At 61.3% G+C, this 15,575-nt stretch carries 11 protein-coding genes; all 11 read right to left on the bottom strand.

What is annotated here, in order from left to right:
* Positions 1-4 precede the first annotated feature (4 nt).
* Positions 5-1,069 carry a uroporphyrinogen decarboxylase gene (hemE, locus tag HU825_RS07405; RefSeq protein ID WP_234303222.1) on the bottom strand — a complete coding sequence of 355 codons (1,065 nt, stop codon included), beginning with the start codon at positions 1,067-1,069 and terminating at the stop codon, positions 5-7.
* Positions 1,070-1,190: 121 nt separating this feature from the next.
* Entirely contained in the window at positions 1,191-2,609 is a 1,419-nt protein-coding gene (locus tag HU825_RS07400; protein ID WP_043298838.1) for an FAD-dependent oxidoreductase, read from the bottom strand.
* A gap of 111 nt (positions 2,610-2,720) precedes the next feature.
* Entirely contained in the window at positions 2,721-7,166 is a 4,446-nt protein-coding gene (gene gltB, locus HU825_RS07395; protein ID WP_234303221.1) for a glutamate synthase large subunit, read from the bottom strand.
* A gap of 177 nt (positions 7,167-7,343) precedes the next feature.
* Positions 7,344-8,897, bottom strand: a complete 1,554-nt coding sequence (locus HU825_RS07390) for an AAA family ATPase (RefSeq protein WP_234303220.1) — start codon at positions 8,895-8,897, stop codon at positions 7,344-7,346.
* Between the two features lie 9 nt (positions 8,898-8,906).
* Positions 8,907-10,010 (bottom strand): 3-dehydroquinate synthase, encoded by a 1,104-nt coding sequence (gene aroB / locus HU825_RS07385; RefSeq protein WP_043297925.1) that lies wholly within the window; start codon positions 10,008-10,010, stop codon positions 8,907-8,909.
* A gap of 20 nt (positions 10,011-10,030) precedes the next feature.
* Complete coding sequence (aroK, locus tag HU825_RS07380; protein WP_043297924.1) at positions 10,031-10,576, bottom strand: shikimate kinase AroK; 546 nt, start codon at positions 10,574-10,576, stop codon at positions 10,031-10,033.
* Between the two features lie 7 nt (positions 10,577-10,583).
* Positions 10,584-12,728, bottom strand: coding sequence for a type IV pilus secretin PilQ (pilQ, locus tag HU825_RS07375; protein WP_234303219.1), 2,145 nt, complete (start codon positions 12,726-12,728; stop codon positions 10,584-10,586).
* A 55-nt stretch (positions 12,729-12,783) separates the two neighbouring features.
* Entirely contained in the window at positions 12,784-13,311 is a 528-nt protein-coding gene (pilP, locus tag HU825_RS07370) for a type 4a pilus biogenesis lipoprotein PilP (protein ID WP_043297922.1), read from the bottom strand.
* Positions 13,308-13,931 carry a type 4a pilus biogenesis protein PilO gene (pilO, locus tag HU825_RS07365; protein ID WP_043297921.1) on the bottom strand — a complete coding sequence of 208 codons (624 nt, stop codon included), beginning with the start codon at positions 13,929-13,931 and terminating at the stop codon, positions 13,308-13,310. Before pilO ends, pilP begins: the two co-directional genes overlap by 4 nt.
* The gene (pilN, locus tag HU825_RS07360; protein WP_043297920.1) at positions 13,928-14,500 is read right to left on the bottom strand and encodes a type 4a pilus biogenesis protein PilN; all 573 of its coding nucleotides are present in this window, start codon (positions 14,498-14,500) and stop codon (positions 13,928-13,930) included. Before pilN ends, pilO begins: the two co-directional genes overlap by 4 nt.
* The gene (locus HU825_RS07355) at positions 14,500-15,564 is read right to left on the bottom strand and encodes a pilus assembly protein PilM (protein ID WP_043297919.1); all 1,065 of its coding nucleotides are present in this window, start codon (positions 15,562-15,564) and stop codon (positions 14,500-14,502) included. The genes pilN and HU825_RS07355 overlap by 1 nt, the downstream gene beginning before the upstream one ends.
* Positions 15,565-15,575 lie beyond the last annotated feature (11 nt).

Raw genomic sequence — 15,575 nt, 5'->3', positions numbered from 1 at the left:
GCGCTTAGCGGTGGTACTGCGCCGACAGCTCGTGCACGGCCTCGATGAACGCGCCGGCATGCGCCGGATCGACTTCCGGGGTGATGCCGTGACCGAGGTTGAAGACGTGGCCGTTGCCGTGGCCGAAGCTGGCGAGGATGCGGCCAACCTCGGCACGAATCGCCTCCGGCTTGGCATACAGCACGCTGGGGTCCATGTTGCCCTGCAGCGCGACCTTGTCACCAACCCGCGCACGCGCGCTGCCGATATCGCAGGTCCAGTCCAGGCCGAGCGCCTCAGCACCAGCATCCGCCATCGACTCCAGCCACAGTCCGCCGCCCTTGGTGAACAGGATCACCGGCACGCGGCGGCCGTCGTGCTCGCGGATCAGTCCGTCGACGATCTTCTGCATGTAGGCCAGGGAGAATTCCTGGTACGCCGCTGCCGACAGGCTGCCGCCCCAGGAGTCGAAGATCTGCACGGCCTGCGCCCCGGCAAGGATTTGGCCGTTGAGGTAGGCCGTGACCGATTGCGCCAGCTTGTCGAGCAGTGCGTGCATCGCTGCCGGATCGCTGTAGAGCATCGCCTTCGATTTGCGGAAATCCTTCGAAGAGCCACCCTCGACCATGTAGGTCGCCAGGGTCCAGGGGCTGCCGGAGAAGCCGATCAGCGGCACGCGGCCGTTGAGTTCGCGGCGGATGGTGCGCACGGCGTCCATCACGTAACCCAGATCCTTTTCCGGATCGGGGATCGGCAGCGCGTCGATGTCGGCGGCGCTGCTGACTACCTTCTTGAAGCGCGGCCCTTCGCCGGCCTCGAAGTACAGCCCAAGGCCCATCGCATCCGGCACGGTGAGGATGTCGGAGAACAGGATGGCCGCATCCAGCGGATAGCGATCCAGTGGCTGCAGGGTCACCTCGCAGGCCAGCTCCGGATTCATGCACAAGCTCATGAAGTCGCCGGCCTTGGCGCGACTGGCGCGATATTCCGGCAGGTAACGGCCGGCCTGGCGCATCATCCACACCGGGGTGACGTCGACAGGCTGCTTGAGCAGGGCACGAAGGAAGCGATCGTTCTTCAAGGTGGTCATGGCGGGGTCCCAGCAAAAAAGTGCCGTGCATTGTCGCAAAGCGGAAAACAAAAGGCACGGCGAGTGCCGTGCCTTTTCCGTGGGCTTGATTCATGTCAGGCGCGGCGCGCCCGGCACAGGCTCAGACGCCGAGGTAATCCATGATCCCTTCGGCGGCTTGCCGGCCTTCGTAGATCGCCGTCACCACCAGGTCGGAACCGCGCACCATGTCGCCACCGGCGAAGATCTTCGGGTTGGCGGTCTGGTGCTTGAATTCGCCCTGCGCCGGCGCCACCACGCGGCCCTGGTTGTCGAGCTGAACACCCTGCGCCTCGAACCACGGCGCCGGACTCGGGCGAAAGCCGAAGGCGATGACCACCGCATCGGCCGGCAGCACCTGCTCCGAACCGGGGATCGGCTCCGGGCTGCGACGACCGCGGGCATCCGGCGCGCCGAGACGGGTCTCGACCACCTTGACACCTTCGACCCGGTCCTCGCCGACGATGGCGATGGGTTGGCGGTTGAAGAGGAACTTCACGCCCTCCTCCTTGGCATTCTTCACTTCACGACGCGAACCCGGCATGTTCGCCGCATCGCGGCGGTAGGCACAGGTCACGCTCTTGGCACCCTGGCGAATAGAGGTGCGGTTGCAGTCCATCGCGGTGTCGCCGCCGCCGAGCACCACCACTTTCTTGCCCTTCATGTCGATGAAGTCGTCGGCGGACTTCTCGAAACCGAGGTTGCGGTTGACGTTGGCGATGAGGAAATCCAGCGCGTCGTGCACGCCGGGCAGATCCTCGCCGGGAAAACCGCCCTTCATGTACGTGTAGGTGCCCATGCCCATGAACACCGCATCGTATTCGTCGAGCAGCTGCTCGATGCTGACGTCCTTGCCCACGTCGGTATTCAGGCGAAACTCGACGCCCATGCCGCTGAAGATCTCGCGGCGGCGACTGAGCACGGTCTTCTCCAGCTTGAACTCGGGGATGCCGAACGTCAGCAGGCCGCCGATTTCCGGATTACGGTCGAACACCACCGGCGCCACGCCGTTGCGTACCAGCACATCGGCGCAGCCCAAACCGGCCGGTCCGGCACCGATGATGGCGACGCGCTTGCCGGTCGGCTTGACCTTGGACAGGTCCGGCCGCCAGCCCATCGCGAAGGCGGTATCGGCGATGTACTTCTCCACCGAGCCGATGGTGACCGCGCCGAACCCGTCGTTCAGGGTGCAGGCGCCTTCGCACAGGCGGTCCTGTGGGCACACGCGGCCGCAGACTTCCGGCAGGGTATTGGTCTGATGCGCCAGCTCGGCGGCAGCGAGGATGTTGCCCTCCGACACCAGCTTCAACCAGTTGGGAATGTAGTTGTGGACCGGGCACTTCCACTCGCAATAGGGATTGCCGCAGCCCAGGCAGCGGTGCGCCTGCTCGCAGGCCTGTTGCGGCTTGAAGGGTTCGTAGATCTCGACGAACTCCTTCTTGCGCTGGCGCAGCAGTTTCTTCTTCGGATCCTTGCGCCCGACCTCGATGAACTGGAAGTCGTTATTCAGACGTTCAGTCATTTCAAAACCTCTCAACAGCAGCGGCCAGCCTCAGGCTGCAAACCGCATGACGATCACGGAGCCGCGCCTCACGCCGCTCGGGTCGTGAGGCTCGCGGCCTGAAGCTGCTTGTTATTGCGGGTTGGCCCGAGTGCTCGACAGCAGCGAGGCCAGGTTGGCCGCCTTCGGCTTCACCAGCCAGAAGCGCCGCAGGTAATCGTCGAGATTCTCCAGCAGCTCGGCACCCCACTCGCTCGCGGTTTCCGCGACATACTCGCGCAGCACGCCGTGCAGGTGGCTGCGATAGGCCTCCATCGCTTCGCCGGTGATGCGTTGCAGGTTCACCAGCTCGTTGTTGACCCGGTCGATGAAGCTGTTGTCCATATCCAGCACATAGGCGAAGCCGCCGGTCATGCCGGAACCGAAGTTGTGCCCGGTCTTGCCCAGGACGCAGACGAAGCCACCGGTCATGTACTCGCAGCAGTGATCGCCGGTGCCTTCCACCACGGCATGCGCGCCGGAGTTGCGCACCGCGAAGCGTTCACCGGCCGTACCGGCCGCCAGCAGCTTGCCACCGGTGGCACCATACAGACAGGTGTTGCCGATAATGGCGGAGTCCTGCGAGGCATAGGCGCTGTTCTTGGGCGGGGTGACGATCAGCTTGCCGCCGGTCATGCCCTTGCCCACGTAGTCGTTGGCATCGCCTTCGAGATAGAGGTTCAGGCCGCCGGCGTTCCATACGCCGAAGCTCTGCCCCGCCGTGCCCTTGAAGCGGAAGGTGATCGGCGCCGTGGCCATGCCTTGGTTGCCGTGCAGGCGGGCAATTTCACCGGATACCCGCGCGCCAATCGAGCGATCGCAGTTGCAGATTTCCAGTTCGAAGTCGCCGCCGCTCTTGGCTTCGATCGCACCCTTGGCGAGTCGCACCATCTCCTCGGCCAGAAGGCCCTGATCGAACGGCGGGTTCTTCTCCACCTCGCAGAACTGCGGTTTATCGGCCGGAACATTGCTTCCGCCGAGCAGCGGAGTCAGGTCAAGGTTGCCCTGCTTAGCGGTTTCGCCGGGCAGGATTTCCAGCAGATCGGTACGCCCGATCAGCTCGCCGAGACTGCGCACGCCGAGCTTGGCCAGCCACTCACGAGTTTCCTCGGCAACGAACTGGAAGAAGTTGACCACCATCTCGACGGTGCCGATGAAGTGATCCTTGCGCAGCTGCTCGTTCTGCGTGGCGATGCCGGTGGCGCAGTTGTTCAGGTGGCAGATGCGCAGGTACTTGCAGCCCAGCGCGATCATCGGCGCGGTGCCGAAGCCGAAGCTCTCGGCGCCGAGGATCGCCGCCTTGACCACGTCGAGGCCGGTCTTGAGGCCGCCGTCGGTCTGCACCCGCACCTTCCCGCGCAGGTCGTTGCCGCGCAGGGTCTGGTGGGTTTCAGCCAGACCCAGTTCCCACGGCGAGCCGGCGTAGCGGATCGAGGTCAGCGGCGAGGCGCCGGTACCGCCGTCATAACCGGAGATGGTGATCAGGTCCGCGTAGGCCTTGGCGACGCCGGCGGCGATGGTGCCGACGCCCGGCTCGGCCACCAGCTTGACCGACACCAGCGCGCGAGGGTTGACCTGCTTGAGATCGAAGATCAGCTGTGCCAAGTCCTCGATGGAATAGATGTCGTGGTGCGGCGGCGGCGAGATCAGCGTCACCCCTGGCACGGCATAGCGCAGCCGGGCAATCAGGCCGTTGACCTTGCCCCCGGGCAGTTGCCCGCCCTCGCCAGGCTTGGCGCCCTGGGCCACCTTGATCTGCAGCACCTCGGCGTTGATCAGGTACTCCGGCGTGACGCCGAAGCGACCGGTGGCAACCTGCTTGATCTTCGAGCTGCGCTCGGTGCCGTAGCGTGCCGGATCCTCGCCACCCTCGCCGGAGTTGGAGCGCGCTCCGATGCGGTTCATCGCCGCGGCGATCGCCTCGTGCGCCTCGGGCGATAGGGCGCCCAAGGAGATGCCGGCGGAATCGAAACGCTTGAGAATCGAATCCAGCGGCTCGACTTCCTCCAGCGCCAGCGGCTGCTCCGCCAGCTTGACGCCCAACAGGTCACGCAACATCGATACCGGACGCTTGTCGACCAGCGCGCTGTATTCCTTGAAACGGGCGTAGTCACCCGACTGCACCGCCGCCTGCAGGGCGCCGACCACGTCGGGGTTGTAGGCGTGGTATTCGCCACCGTGGACGAATTTCAGCAGACCACCTTGCTGGATCGCCTTGCGGTTATTCCAGGCCTCGTCCGCGAGTGCCTTCTGCTCGGCCTCGAGATCGACGAAACGCGCGCCCTGGATGCGGCTGGCGACGCCGCGGAAGCTGAGTTCAACCACTTCTTCCGCCAGTCCGATCGCCTCGAACAGCTGCGCCCCGCGATAGGACGCGATGGTGGAGATGCCCATCTTCGAGATGATCTTCAGCAGGCCCTTGGAGATGCCCTTGCGGTAGTGCTTGAACACCTCGTACAGATCGCCGAGTACCTCACCGGTGCGAATCAGGTCGCTGAGCACCTCGTAGGCGAGGAACGGATATACGGCGGTGGCACCGAAGCCGATCAGTACCGCGAAATGGTGCGGATCGCGCGCGGTGGCGGTTTCCACCAGGATGTTGCAATCGCAGCGCAGGCCGGTTTCCACCAGGCGATGGTGCACCGCACCGACCGCCAGCGAGGCGTGCATCGGCAGCTTGCCCGGCGCGATGTGGCGGTCGCTGAGCACCAGCAGAACCTTGCCAGCACGCACCGCTTCCTCGGCCTGCTCGGCCAGGTTGCGCACCGCAGCCTCCAGGCCGAGGCTCTCATCGTAGTTCAGGTCGAGGAAATGGCGCTCGAAACCAGGGCGGTCGAGTTCCATGATGGTCCGCCACTTGGCCGGCGAGATCACCGGCGTGGTCAGGATCGCGCGGTTTGCGTGATCGGCGGTTTCCTCGAAGACGTTGCGCTCGGCCCCCAGGCAGGTTTCCAGCGACATGACGATGGCTTCGCGCAGCGGGTCGATCGGTGGGTTGGTGACCTGCGCGAACTGCTGGCGGAAGTAATCGTAGGGCGAACGCACGCGGTGCGACAGCACGGCCATCGGCGTATCGTCACCCATCGAGCCGACCGCTTCCTGACCTTGCTCGGCCAGCGGACGCAGCACCTGATCACGCTCCTCGAAGGTGACCTGGAACATCTTCATGTACTGCTTGAGCTGGTCGACGTCGTAGACTGCCGAGCCGTGGTCGTTGTCGTCCAGGGTCGACTGGATGCGCAGCGCCGTGCCGCGCAGCCACTTCTTGTAGGGATGCTGGGCTTTCAGGCGGTTGTCGATGTCGCTGGTGTGCAGAATCTGACCGGTGTGAGTATCGACGGCGAGAATCTGGCCCGGACCGACGCGGCCCTTGGCGATGACATCCTCAGGCTGGTAATCCCATACACCAACCTCGGAAGCCAGAGTGATATAACCGTTCTTCGTCGTCACCCAGCGCGCCGGGCGCAGACCGTTTCGGTCCAGCAGGCATACCGCATGGCGTCCGTCGGTCAGCACCACGCCGGCCGGGCCGTCCCACGGCTCCATGTGCATGGAGTTGTATTCGTAGAACGCGCGCAGATCGGCGTCCATCGTTTCGACGTTCTGCCACGCTGGCGGAATGATCATGCGCAGGCTGCGGAACAGGTCCATGCCGCCGGTGACCAGCAACTCGAGCATGTTGTCCATGCTAGAGGAGTCTGAGCCGGTGCGGTTGATCAGCGGCGCCAGGCTTTCCAGATCCGGTAACAGTTCGTTGGCGAACTTGAGTCGCCGCGCCTGCGCCCAGTTGCGGTTGCCGGTGATGGTGTTGATTTCACCGTTGTGCGCGAGATAGCGGAACGGCTGGGCCAGCGGCCAGCGCGGCAGGGTGTTAGTCGAGAAACGCTGGTGGAATACGCAGATCGCGGTCGCCAGGCGCTCGTCGCCGAGATCGGGATAGAACTGCGCCAGATCGGCCGGCATCATCAGGCCTTTATATATGATGTCCTTGTCCGACAGGCTGCAGACATAGAACTCCCGGTCGGCAAGCGCGACCTCCGCCCGGCGGCGGGCGAAGAACAGCTTGATACCGAAATCACGCTCGGACAGGCCGGCGCCCGCCACGTAGATCTGCTCGATGCGCGGCAGACGCTCGAGGGCGAGGCGGCCAAGTACGCTGGTGTCCACCGGCACTTCGCGCCAGCCGACCAGCGTCAGCCCTTGTGCCGCAACTTCTTCGTTGAGGCGCGCGCGCGCGATGTCGGCTTCGCTGGGGTCCTGACTGAGGAAGATCATGCCGACCGCATACTGATCCGGCAGCTCGGTCGCAAAGTGCTCGCGCGCCATGGCACGGAGGAAAGCGTCCGGCTTCTGCATCAGCAAGCCACAGCCGTCACCGGTCTTACCGTCGGCATTGATGCCGCCGCGGTGAGTCATGCAAGTGAGTGACGCAATTGCGGTTTTGAGCAGGTGATGGCTTGCCTCGCCCTGCATGTGGGCAATCAGACCGAAGCCGCAGTTATCCTTGAACTCTTCAGGACGAAACAGACCTGCTCTCATAGGCACTCCACCAGCTAAATGCGTTGTAAATCAACCCCTTACTGACGGAGCACAGGAGAGCCCCGTCATTCACGCGGGCGAAAGGGGGAGCAGTTTACAAAGCAACCGTGGAACGACACAATTTTTTTTTGCAAGCCCCAATTCGGTGCATTGCGCACTTTTTTGGGGCATTTTTGCTTACCTGCGTATCTCCTGCTGGACGCTACCCAAGCTGCGAACCCACGGTTTACTCGACTGCAGTTCTGCCGGTAGCGACTTGATTGCCGCAGTGGCTGCGGTGCGGCTGGCGAAGCTGCCATAGGTCACTACGTAGAGCGGCTTACCCTGGTGCTGCTTGATGAAATAGCGGTAGCTCGCACCATGCTTGGCAATCACCGCCTGCGCACTCTGCTCGCTACGCGTTCCGAGAATCTGCAGCAGATAGTTGCCGCTAGGTTGGCTGGCGTACCAATTTCCTCCAGCCACGTTCGTGGCCGTCTTCGCCCGGGCCGCCGGTTTAGGAGCCGGGGCCGGCACGGGCGTTCTAACTGGAGGCGCCGCTATCGGTGCGGGTGCGGGTGCCGGTGCCGGTGCCGGTGCCGGTGCCGGTGCCATAACAGGCTCGCGTGTCGTCTCGGCCGGTGGCAGTGGCGCCGGATCCATCAGCCGGGGTGAATCGACATCGCTTTGCATGTCGGTCGCCCCATCCTCTTGCTCGCCTCCGGCTGCTGCGGCCAATGGTTCACGAATTACCGGCTGGGCATCCCCTGTCAGCGGCAGCGCCGCCGGCCGATCCGCACCGTCGAACTCGATTGCGGCCTCACCGGTCGCTGGTGATTCAGCCGGTGCGCCGCCCAGCGGAAGCGCCGTGCTGCTCGGTGCCGCCGCATCCCGCTCCCCAGCGCCACGAAACAGCAACGCCAGCCCAACGACGACCAGCACAGCAAGCACTGCCAGCAGGTGTTTTCTCGGAACAGGCAGGGAAAAACCGCCAGCGCGCGAGCGCTTCTTGTTCGCCTGCATACCCTCGATCAGTTCCTCTCGCGCAACCTCGTTAATTGCACCAGGCCATCCGCCGGCCAGCTCATGAACGCGCGTGATTTGCTCCTCGCTCAGGCATTCCAGGCCACTGCCCGCCCCCTCAAGACGCTGAGCAAGGTATTCACGCGTTTCGTCCTCCTCGTAAGGCTGCAGAGCGATGACGTGATAGCGCTCACCCGGTCCGTCGCTGAGCGCCTCCAACCGCCCAACCAGCGCCGGCTCGCCAAACAGAAACACGTGTGGCCGTGCCTCCGGGCTGCCTGCCGCGAAGCGCAGCAGTGTCTCGATTGCCGCACCGGTGAGGCGCTCGGCATCATCGACCAGCAGGTACACCTCCTGGCCGGTGAGTGCCAACTGGACGATCTGCGCCATCACCGCATCGAAATCGCTCCGCTGCAAGTTCAGCGCCTGAGCCACCTGCTGCAGTATCGCGGCCGCATCTGCGGTTTCCTGCGGCGTAATCACCACGCTTTGCACGGATTGCTTGTTGCTGCTGGCGACCAGCGCCTGGCGCAGCAGCGTCTTGCCGCTCCCTTGCGGGCCGGTCACCACCAATAGCAGCTGACTGTATCGTGCCAGGTGATGCAGCTGCCCCAGCACAGGCTTGCGCTGAGCGGGAAAGAATTTGAAACCCGGGACACGGGCGGCAAAAGGATCATGACTGAACCCGTAATGATTCAGAAACGAGTCGTCCGCAGACAAACTGGTCATGGAAATTTCTTACGCTCCTAAATGTTGCGTCAGCGCCCCATAGTCGACGCGCAACGTGTCTTCCAGCGCCTTCCGGGGAAAATCGCCAGTCACGACGGCCTCACCGAGCTTCTTGAGCAGCACTAGCCGCAACTTGCCGTCGAGAACCTTCTTGTCGACCGCCATGTGCCGCAGGAAGTCCGACGTCTCCATATCCTGCGGCGGTACGACCGGCAAACCCGCGCGCACCAAGAGGCGGATCGCACGGTCACGCTCAGCAGTTTCGATCCAGCCCAGCTGGCGCGACATCTCCAGCGCCATCACCGTGCCTGCCGACACTGCCTCACCATGCAGCCAGGCACCATAGCCCTGATGTGTCTCGATGGCATGTCCAAAGGTATGCCCCAGATTCAGAATGGCACGGACTCCCGACTCCCTCTCGTCCGCCCCCACTACGCGCGCCTTGGCGGCACAGGAACGGTAGATGGCCTCGCTCAACACCTGCGGGTCCAGCGCGCGCAGGCCTTCGATATGAGCCTCCAACCACCCTAGGAAAGGCGCATCGCAGATCAGGCCATACTTGATCACTTCCGCGAGTCCGGCTGATAGCTCACGAGCCGGCAATGTGCCTAGCGTAGTCGTATCGATGATCACCGCGCGTGGTTGGTAGAACGCACCGATCATGTTCTTGCCCAGCGGATGATTGATCCCGGTCTTGCCGCCGACCGAAGAGTCAACCTGCGACAACAAGGTCGTCGGCACCTGGATGAAGTCGACGCCCCGCTGATAGCTGGCCGCAGCATAGCCGGCCATATCGCCGATCACACCGCCGCCCAGCGCGACGATCGTGGTACCGCGGTCATGTCGCGCGCCGAGCAGGCCATCGAAGATCAGCTGCAACGTCTGCCAATTCTTGTGGGCTTCGCCATCAGGAAGAATGATCGGCGTGACCGAGAAAGCACTCAACGAACGCGCCAGTCGATCCAGATACAGCGGCGCAACGGTCTCGTTGGTGACGATCGCCACCTGCTTGCCGCGGATTCGAGCGGATAGCAAATCGGCGCGGTCCAGTAGTTGCTCGCCAATTTCTATCGGATAACTGCGCTCGCCGAGATCGACCTGAAGTGTCTGCATGAGGCCTCCAAAAAAGGAGGCTAGGATAGCGCAGTTCCGCCACGGCTTTCACGGTGCCGGAGTGCGTGAAGCCGATCGAGAATTTCCATCACCACCAGTCGCGGCGGACGCTCATCGGTTTCCACCACGATGTCAGCGATCTCTCGATAAAGCGGATCGCGAACGGCCATGAGAGTCTCCAACACAGCCCGTGGATCTGCGGCCTGCAGGAGCGGACGATTACGATCCCTGGAAGTTCGCTCCAGCTGCTGCTCCACGGACGTGCACAGATAAACGACCTGTCCACCGGAGCGCAATGCGCGACGATTGTCCTCCCGCAACACAGCGCCCCCACCCGTAGCCAGCACTACTCCGTTCAACATGCAAAGGTCGGCAATGGCGGCGTGCTCGCGCTCACGGAAGCCGCCTTCACCTTCCACATCGAAAATCAGGGGGATACTGGCGCCAGTGCGCTGCTCGATCTCCTTGTCCGAGTCCTTGAACGGCAAGCGCAACTCTTTGGCAAGCAAACGCCCGATGGTGCTCTTGCCAGCTCCCATCGGGCCTACGAGGATCAGATTCTGCATTCACTGGTTAGCGGCTGGCTTGGATCGCCTGATTATTCATGATCCGTGGCGTGATGAATACCAGCAGTTCGGACTTCCGATCTTGAACCAGATCGCGGCGGAACACTCGACCAATGAACGGTAGATCACCGAGGAACGGAACCTTGTCTACCGACTTGCTCTGCGTGTTGGAGAAAACGCCGCCAATCACGATGGTTTCACCATCGCTGACCAGCACCTTGGCGTTCACTTCATTCTTGCGAATTGCTGGGATACCGCCGGTACTCGCCGCTTGCGAGAAGTCTGGCTCATCCTTGGTTACCTTGACTTCCATGATGATGCGATTATCCGGAGTGATCTGCGGCGTCACCTCCAGTGAAAGCGCAGCTTCCTTGAAAGACGTGCTGGTCGCGCCGCTGGAGCTGGCCTCCTGATAGGGAACCTCTGAACCTTTCAGGATCTTGGCCGTTTCCTTGTCTGCCGTAACAACCTTCGGCTGCGAGACGACCTCACCATTACCAGTCTTTTCCATAGCGGACAACTGCAGATCAAGAATCGCGTTGTCAGTAATGAACCCCAAGCCGATACCCGACGTTGCGCCAACAGCCCCCATATCAACAAACGGGCTGTTCATTGGCACTTCCGGGATACCAGGGAAACGCCCGACCTGCCGGGACGGCACATAACCATCATCGCCAGGCTTGCCGCTCGCATCCGGATCATCAGCTACACCCAGCTGCCCATTCTTGCCCCAGGCGTTCCACTTGTCGCCCGCCCAGAGGTTGCCCCCCCAACGCACACCCAGGCTCTTGTCATAGTCGACGTTGGCTTCGACGATACGCGCCTCGATCATCACCTGGCGTACCGGAATATCCAGTTGCGCGACGATGCGGCGCAGCTCGTCGAGTCGCTCCTGCGTCTGGTAGGCAATAATGTTGTTGGTGCGATCATCGACTGCGATGGACCCGCGATCTTCGCTCGCGCCGTCCTTGTCAGTTACAGACTGGAACAGTCGGGCGATATCGGCAGCCTTGGCGTAATTAACCTGGACCACTTCTCGGCGCAGCGGCGCGAGATCCGCGATCTGCCGCTGCGACTCAAGTTCTTGGCGCTCGCGCGCTGCAATCTCATCAGCCGGCGCGACCAGCAGCACATTGCCAACCTGCCGCTTGTCCAGCCCCTTGGTTTTGAGGACCAGATCAAGAGCCTGGTCCCACGGCACATTCTGCAACCGTAGCGTGATGTTGCCCTGCACCGTATCGCTGGCGACCAAATTGAGATCGGTAAAGTCTGCAATCAACTGCAGTACCGAGCGGACATCAATGTCCTGGAAGTTGAGCGACAATTTCTCGCCCGAATAGGCAAAGCGCTCTGCCTTGCGTTTCTGCGCCTCATCTTCGGTCAGCGGTTTGATGCTGATCGTCAGCTTGTCATCGGTCTGATAGGCCAGATAGTCGTAGCGACCTGTAGGTTCAATGGCGATAGCTGCACCACCACCCTGTGTAGTCGCATCGACGAACTTCACTGGAGTAGCGAAATCCTGCACATCCAGACGAACCCGCAAAGCCTCAGGCAACTGAGTTTTGGCAAACGAAACGTGGATCTTCCCGCTCTGCTCTTCGATATTCGAACTGATCGAAGGATCGGAAAGCGTGATGATTACATTACCGGCGCCATCTTCGCCGCGCCTAAAATCGATGTTGTTGATTGCCTTGCTCGTTAGCAGTGGCTTAGCAGGCGCTGGCGTAGCTACCGGGCCAGCCACGGCGGAATTGGATACGGCAACCGGCGCCGAGGATTCGCCGAGCACAACGAACAGGTTGCTGCCCTCGATGCGCGTCGAGTAGGGCACCAGGGTCGTCAGGTTGACGATCAGACGGGTACGCCCTTGCGCCTCAACAACCGTAACGCTGCGAGCATTACCTACTCCCAACTCACGATTCTTCACACCCAGCTTGTTGGACACGCCGGGCAAATCCAGCGCAATGCGCGCCGGCTGCTCGAGCGTATAGCCATGTGGCTTATTCACCGGCTCGTCGAACGCCAGCTTGAGTTCGACACGATCACCGGGCAGCGCTGCAACATCCAACGCGTTGAGGTTGGCAGCCAGCAGAGCCGGGGCGGCCAGGAGCGCCAACAATGCGACACCAAGACGCGAGACGGTGCTATTCATAGAGTTCTTCCGTTGTGCAGACCGGTACAGGTTTTCCATTCTTGTTGCCCCGCGCTCAGGTGCGCTCTTTCAAATTCAAACTGCGCGGGCGCTCTAGCCACCCACCCTCGCCATCCGGAACTATCTCCAGCACCTCGATCTCCGCATCAGTGATATCGACGATGCGACCGTGGTTTCGTCCCAAGTAATCACCGACCTTGACGCGATGAACGCCATCCCCCCCTTTGACCAAGGCGAATCGGCCGTCACCGTTAGCCAATGTTCCAACCATGACGAAATTTTCAATATTGAAACCTTCGAGGAACTGCTTGATCCGGGTCTCGTCCGGACGAATATCCTTGGACCCCTTTTCTCGCTGCGCCAGGTCTATTTTCACCGGCGGCTGGAATGGATGACGCAGGGCGGCTGCGCTATAGGTGAAGGCCTCGTATGGAACAAATGCTGGAAGAGGCTCGATCGAGCCTTTCGGTCGGGCTCGCACCTCATCGAGATACTGCTGCAAATCGGAAAAATCGGATCCGTCGCCACAACCTGTCAGCGCTAGCAGACCCAAGCCCAATACGGCGAAACGGGCTTTTTTCATTTTTGCAGCCCCTTGTCGTTATAGCGATAAGTCTTGGCCAAAATACTCATGCGCAACTTGTTGGAGGTATCCGCTTTTTCGGTCTTGATCTCAAAATCATGCAACGTGACGATACGTGGCAAGCTTGCAACGCCGCTCACAAACGTCGCCAAATCGTGATAGCCACCCACCACTTTTATTTGTATGGGGAGTTCTATATAGAATTGCTGAACAACTTCCGGCTGTAGCTTTATCTCCTCGAACTCCAGCCCACTTCCCAACCCGGTGCGAGTTATATCCTCAAGTAAACCGGGAACTTCCGTATCGCTAGGCAGTTGACGCAACAGTGCACCAAAAGAAGTTTCCATTTCAGCCATTTGCTCTCGGTAGGCTTCCAGATTCGCCGCCTGGAACGCCTTCGTCGAGAACTGCTGCTTCAGCGTTTCCTCCTGAGCCTGCTGCTGCTCAAGACTCGCCTGCAGGTCCTTCAAATGAAAGTAGTAACCCAACGCAAGTACGACCGACAGCAGAAGTACCGAGGCAATGACCTTAACAGGCCCGGGCCAGGAGCCGAGGTTGTTGAGATCCAGTTCTGCCAGATCGACCTTGCGCAGACTTTCCAGCGAATCGGCCAGACTCATGGCTTGCCTCCTTCCATGGCGACGCCAGGCTGCGTCTGTTGCACCGTAAGCTGGAACACGTTTTCCTGATCCACCGCGCCTGCGGTGACCGCCTTGACCTCCGTGAGGTTCGGCGCATCAAGCCAATCTGACCCATCGAGGTTGCGCATCAGGTTGGAAACCCGATTATTCGATTCGGCGGCGCCGACGATGGCGATGTTCTTCCCGGTCATCTTCAAGCCGGTGAAATAGACGCCATCGGGCAAGGTGCGCACCAACTGATCGAACACACGACCGATAACCGGTCGATTGCCTTGTAGATCCTGAATGATCTTCATGCGCTCCAGAAGCTGCTGGCGCCGCTCTTTCAGCTCTCGGATCTCCTTGATACGCGCATCGAGCACAGCAATCTCCTTGCGCACGAAGTCGTTACGCGCGTTCTGATACTCGATAGCACCTTGAAAATAACGATCACCGAGGAAGACAAGTCCACCCGCGAGCAGAAGTACACCGGCCAACGTCGCCAGGAAGCGCTGCTTACGCTCCTCGCGCAGCTGCTCGCGCCAGGGAAGCAGGTTGATCCGTGCCATCAGTCGAAACTCCTCATCGCCAAGCCACACGCAATCATCAGCGCCGGTGCATCACTGGCCAGCGCTCCTGCGTTGACCTTGTTACTCAGCGACATATCGGCAAAGGGATTGGCGACTAGAGTCTGAGTACCGATCTTCTGCTGGATCAGACGATCGAGTCCTGGCAGCGACGCCGTACCGCCGGCCAGCAAAATGTAATCCACATCATGGAATTGGCCGGCGGCGAAAAAGAACTGCAGCGAACGCGAGACCTGTTGCACCACCGCCTCCTTGAACGGCTGCAACACCTCGCTGTCGTAGTCATCTGGAAGACCACCCTGTTTCTTGGCCAAACCAGCTTCCTCAACGGACAAACCATAACGCCGCTGAATCTCTTCGGTCAGCTGACGGCCGCCGAATAGCTGCTCGCGCGTATAGATGGTGCGTCCGTTGTGCAACACGCTTAGAGTTGTCATGGTGGCACCGATATCAACGACAGCCACTGTCAGCTCGCCCTGCGCACCTGCCAACATCGGAGCAAGCAGGCCGTAGGAGCGCTCCAGCGCATAGGCCTCGACATCCACCACCTTCGCAGTTAGGCCCGCCAGCGCAAGGGCGGCCTCGCGGATCTCGACGTTTTCTTTGCGACAGGCTGCCAACAGCACTTCTACACGTCCGGGCGAACGCGCGGCAGGACCCTGTACCTCGAAGTCGATGGCTACCTCTTCAAGGGGGTAAGGGATGTACTGATCCGCCTCGATCTTGAGCTGATTTTCCAACTCATCGTCCGAGAGGCCGGACTCCATCTCGATGCTCTTGGTAATGACCGCCGAGCCAGACACGGCAACCGCCGCCTGCTTGACGCTTACCTTGGCCCTGGCGACAACACGCTGCAGCGCCTGACCGACACCCTCGAGCTCGACGATATTCTTCTCGACGACGGCATTCGGCGGTAATGGCTCAACGGCGTAAGCCTCCACCCGATAGCGATTACCCGAGCGGCTCAATTCGAGGAGCTTGACGGATGTCGAACTAATATCGATCCCAAGTAGCGTGTTCGCTTTCTTCGTGAAGAGCCCTAGCACGACCAATTTCC

This window comes from Pseudomonas phenolilytica (assembly GCF_021432765.1).
Lineage (GTDB): Bacteria > Pseudomonadota > Gammaproteobacteria > Pseudomonadales > Pseudomonadaceae > Stutzerimonas > Stutzerimonas phenolilytica.
Note: the sequence above shows the minus strand (reverse complement) of the source record. Positions and strands in the feature narration are given on the sequence as shown.

What these genes read in the sequence shown, in the direction of transcription:
- hemE (WP_234303222.1), bottom strand. Translation starts at nt 1,069, where the DNA reads ATGACCACCTTGAAGAACGATCGCTTCCTTCGTGCCCTGCTCAAGCAG.
- HU825_RS07400 (WP_043298838.1), bottom strand. Translation starts at nt 2,609, where the DNA reads ATGACTGAACGTCTGAATAACGACTTCCAGTTCATCGAGGTCGGGCGC.
- gltB (WP_234303221.1), bottom strand. Translation starts at nt 7,166, where the DNA reads ATGAGAGCAGGTCTGTTTCGTCCTGAAGAGTTCAAGGATAACTGCGGC.
- HU825_RS07390 (WP_234303220.1), bottom strand. Translation starts at nt 8,897, where the DNA reads ATGACCAGTTTGTCTGCGGACGACTCGTTTCTGAATCATTACGGGTTC.
- aroB (WP_043297925.1), bottom strand. Translation starts at nt 10,010, where the DNA reads ATGCAGACACTTCAGGTCGATCTCGGCGAGCGCAGTTATCCGATAGAA.
- aroK (WP_043297924.1), bottom strand. Translation starts at nt 10,576, where the DNA reads ATGCAGAATCTGATCCTCGTAGGCCCGATGGGAGCTGGCAAGAGCACC.
- pilQ (WP_234303219.1), bottom strand. Translation starts at nt 12,728, where the DNA reads ATGAATAGCACCGTCTCGCGTCTTGGTGTCGCATTGTTGGCGCTCCTG.
- pilP (WP_043297922.1), bottom strand. Translation starts at nt 13,311, where the DNA reads ATGAAAAAAGCCCGTTTCGCCGTATTGGGCTTGGGTCTGCTAGCGCTG.
- pilO (WP_043297921.1), bottom strand. Translation starts at nt 13,931, where the DNA reads ATGAGTCTGGCCGATTCGCTGGAAAGTCTGCGCAAGGTCGATCTGGCA.
- pilN (WP_043297920.1), bottom strand. Translation starts at nt 14,500, where the DNA reads ATGGCACGGATCAACCTGCTTCCCTGGCGCGAGCAGCTGCGCGAGGAG.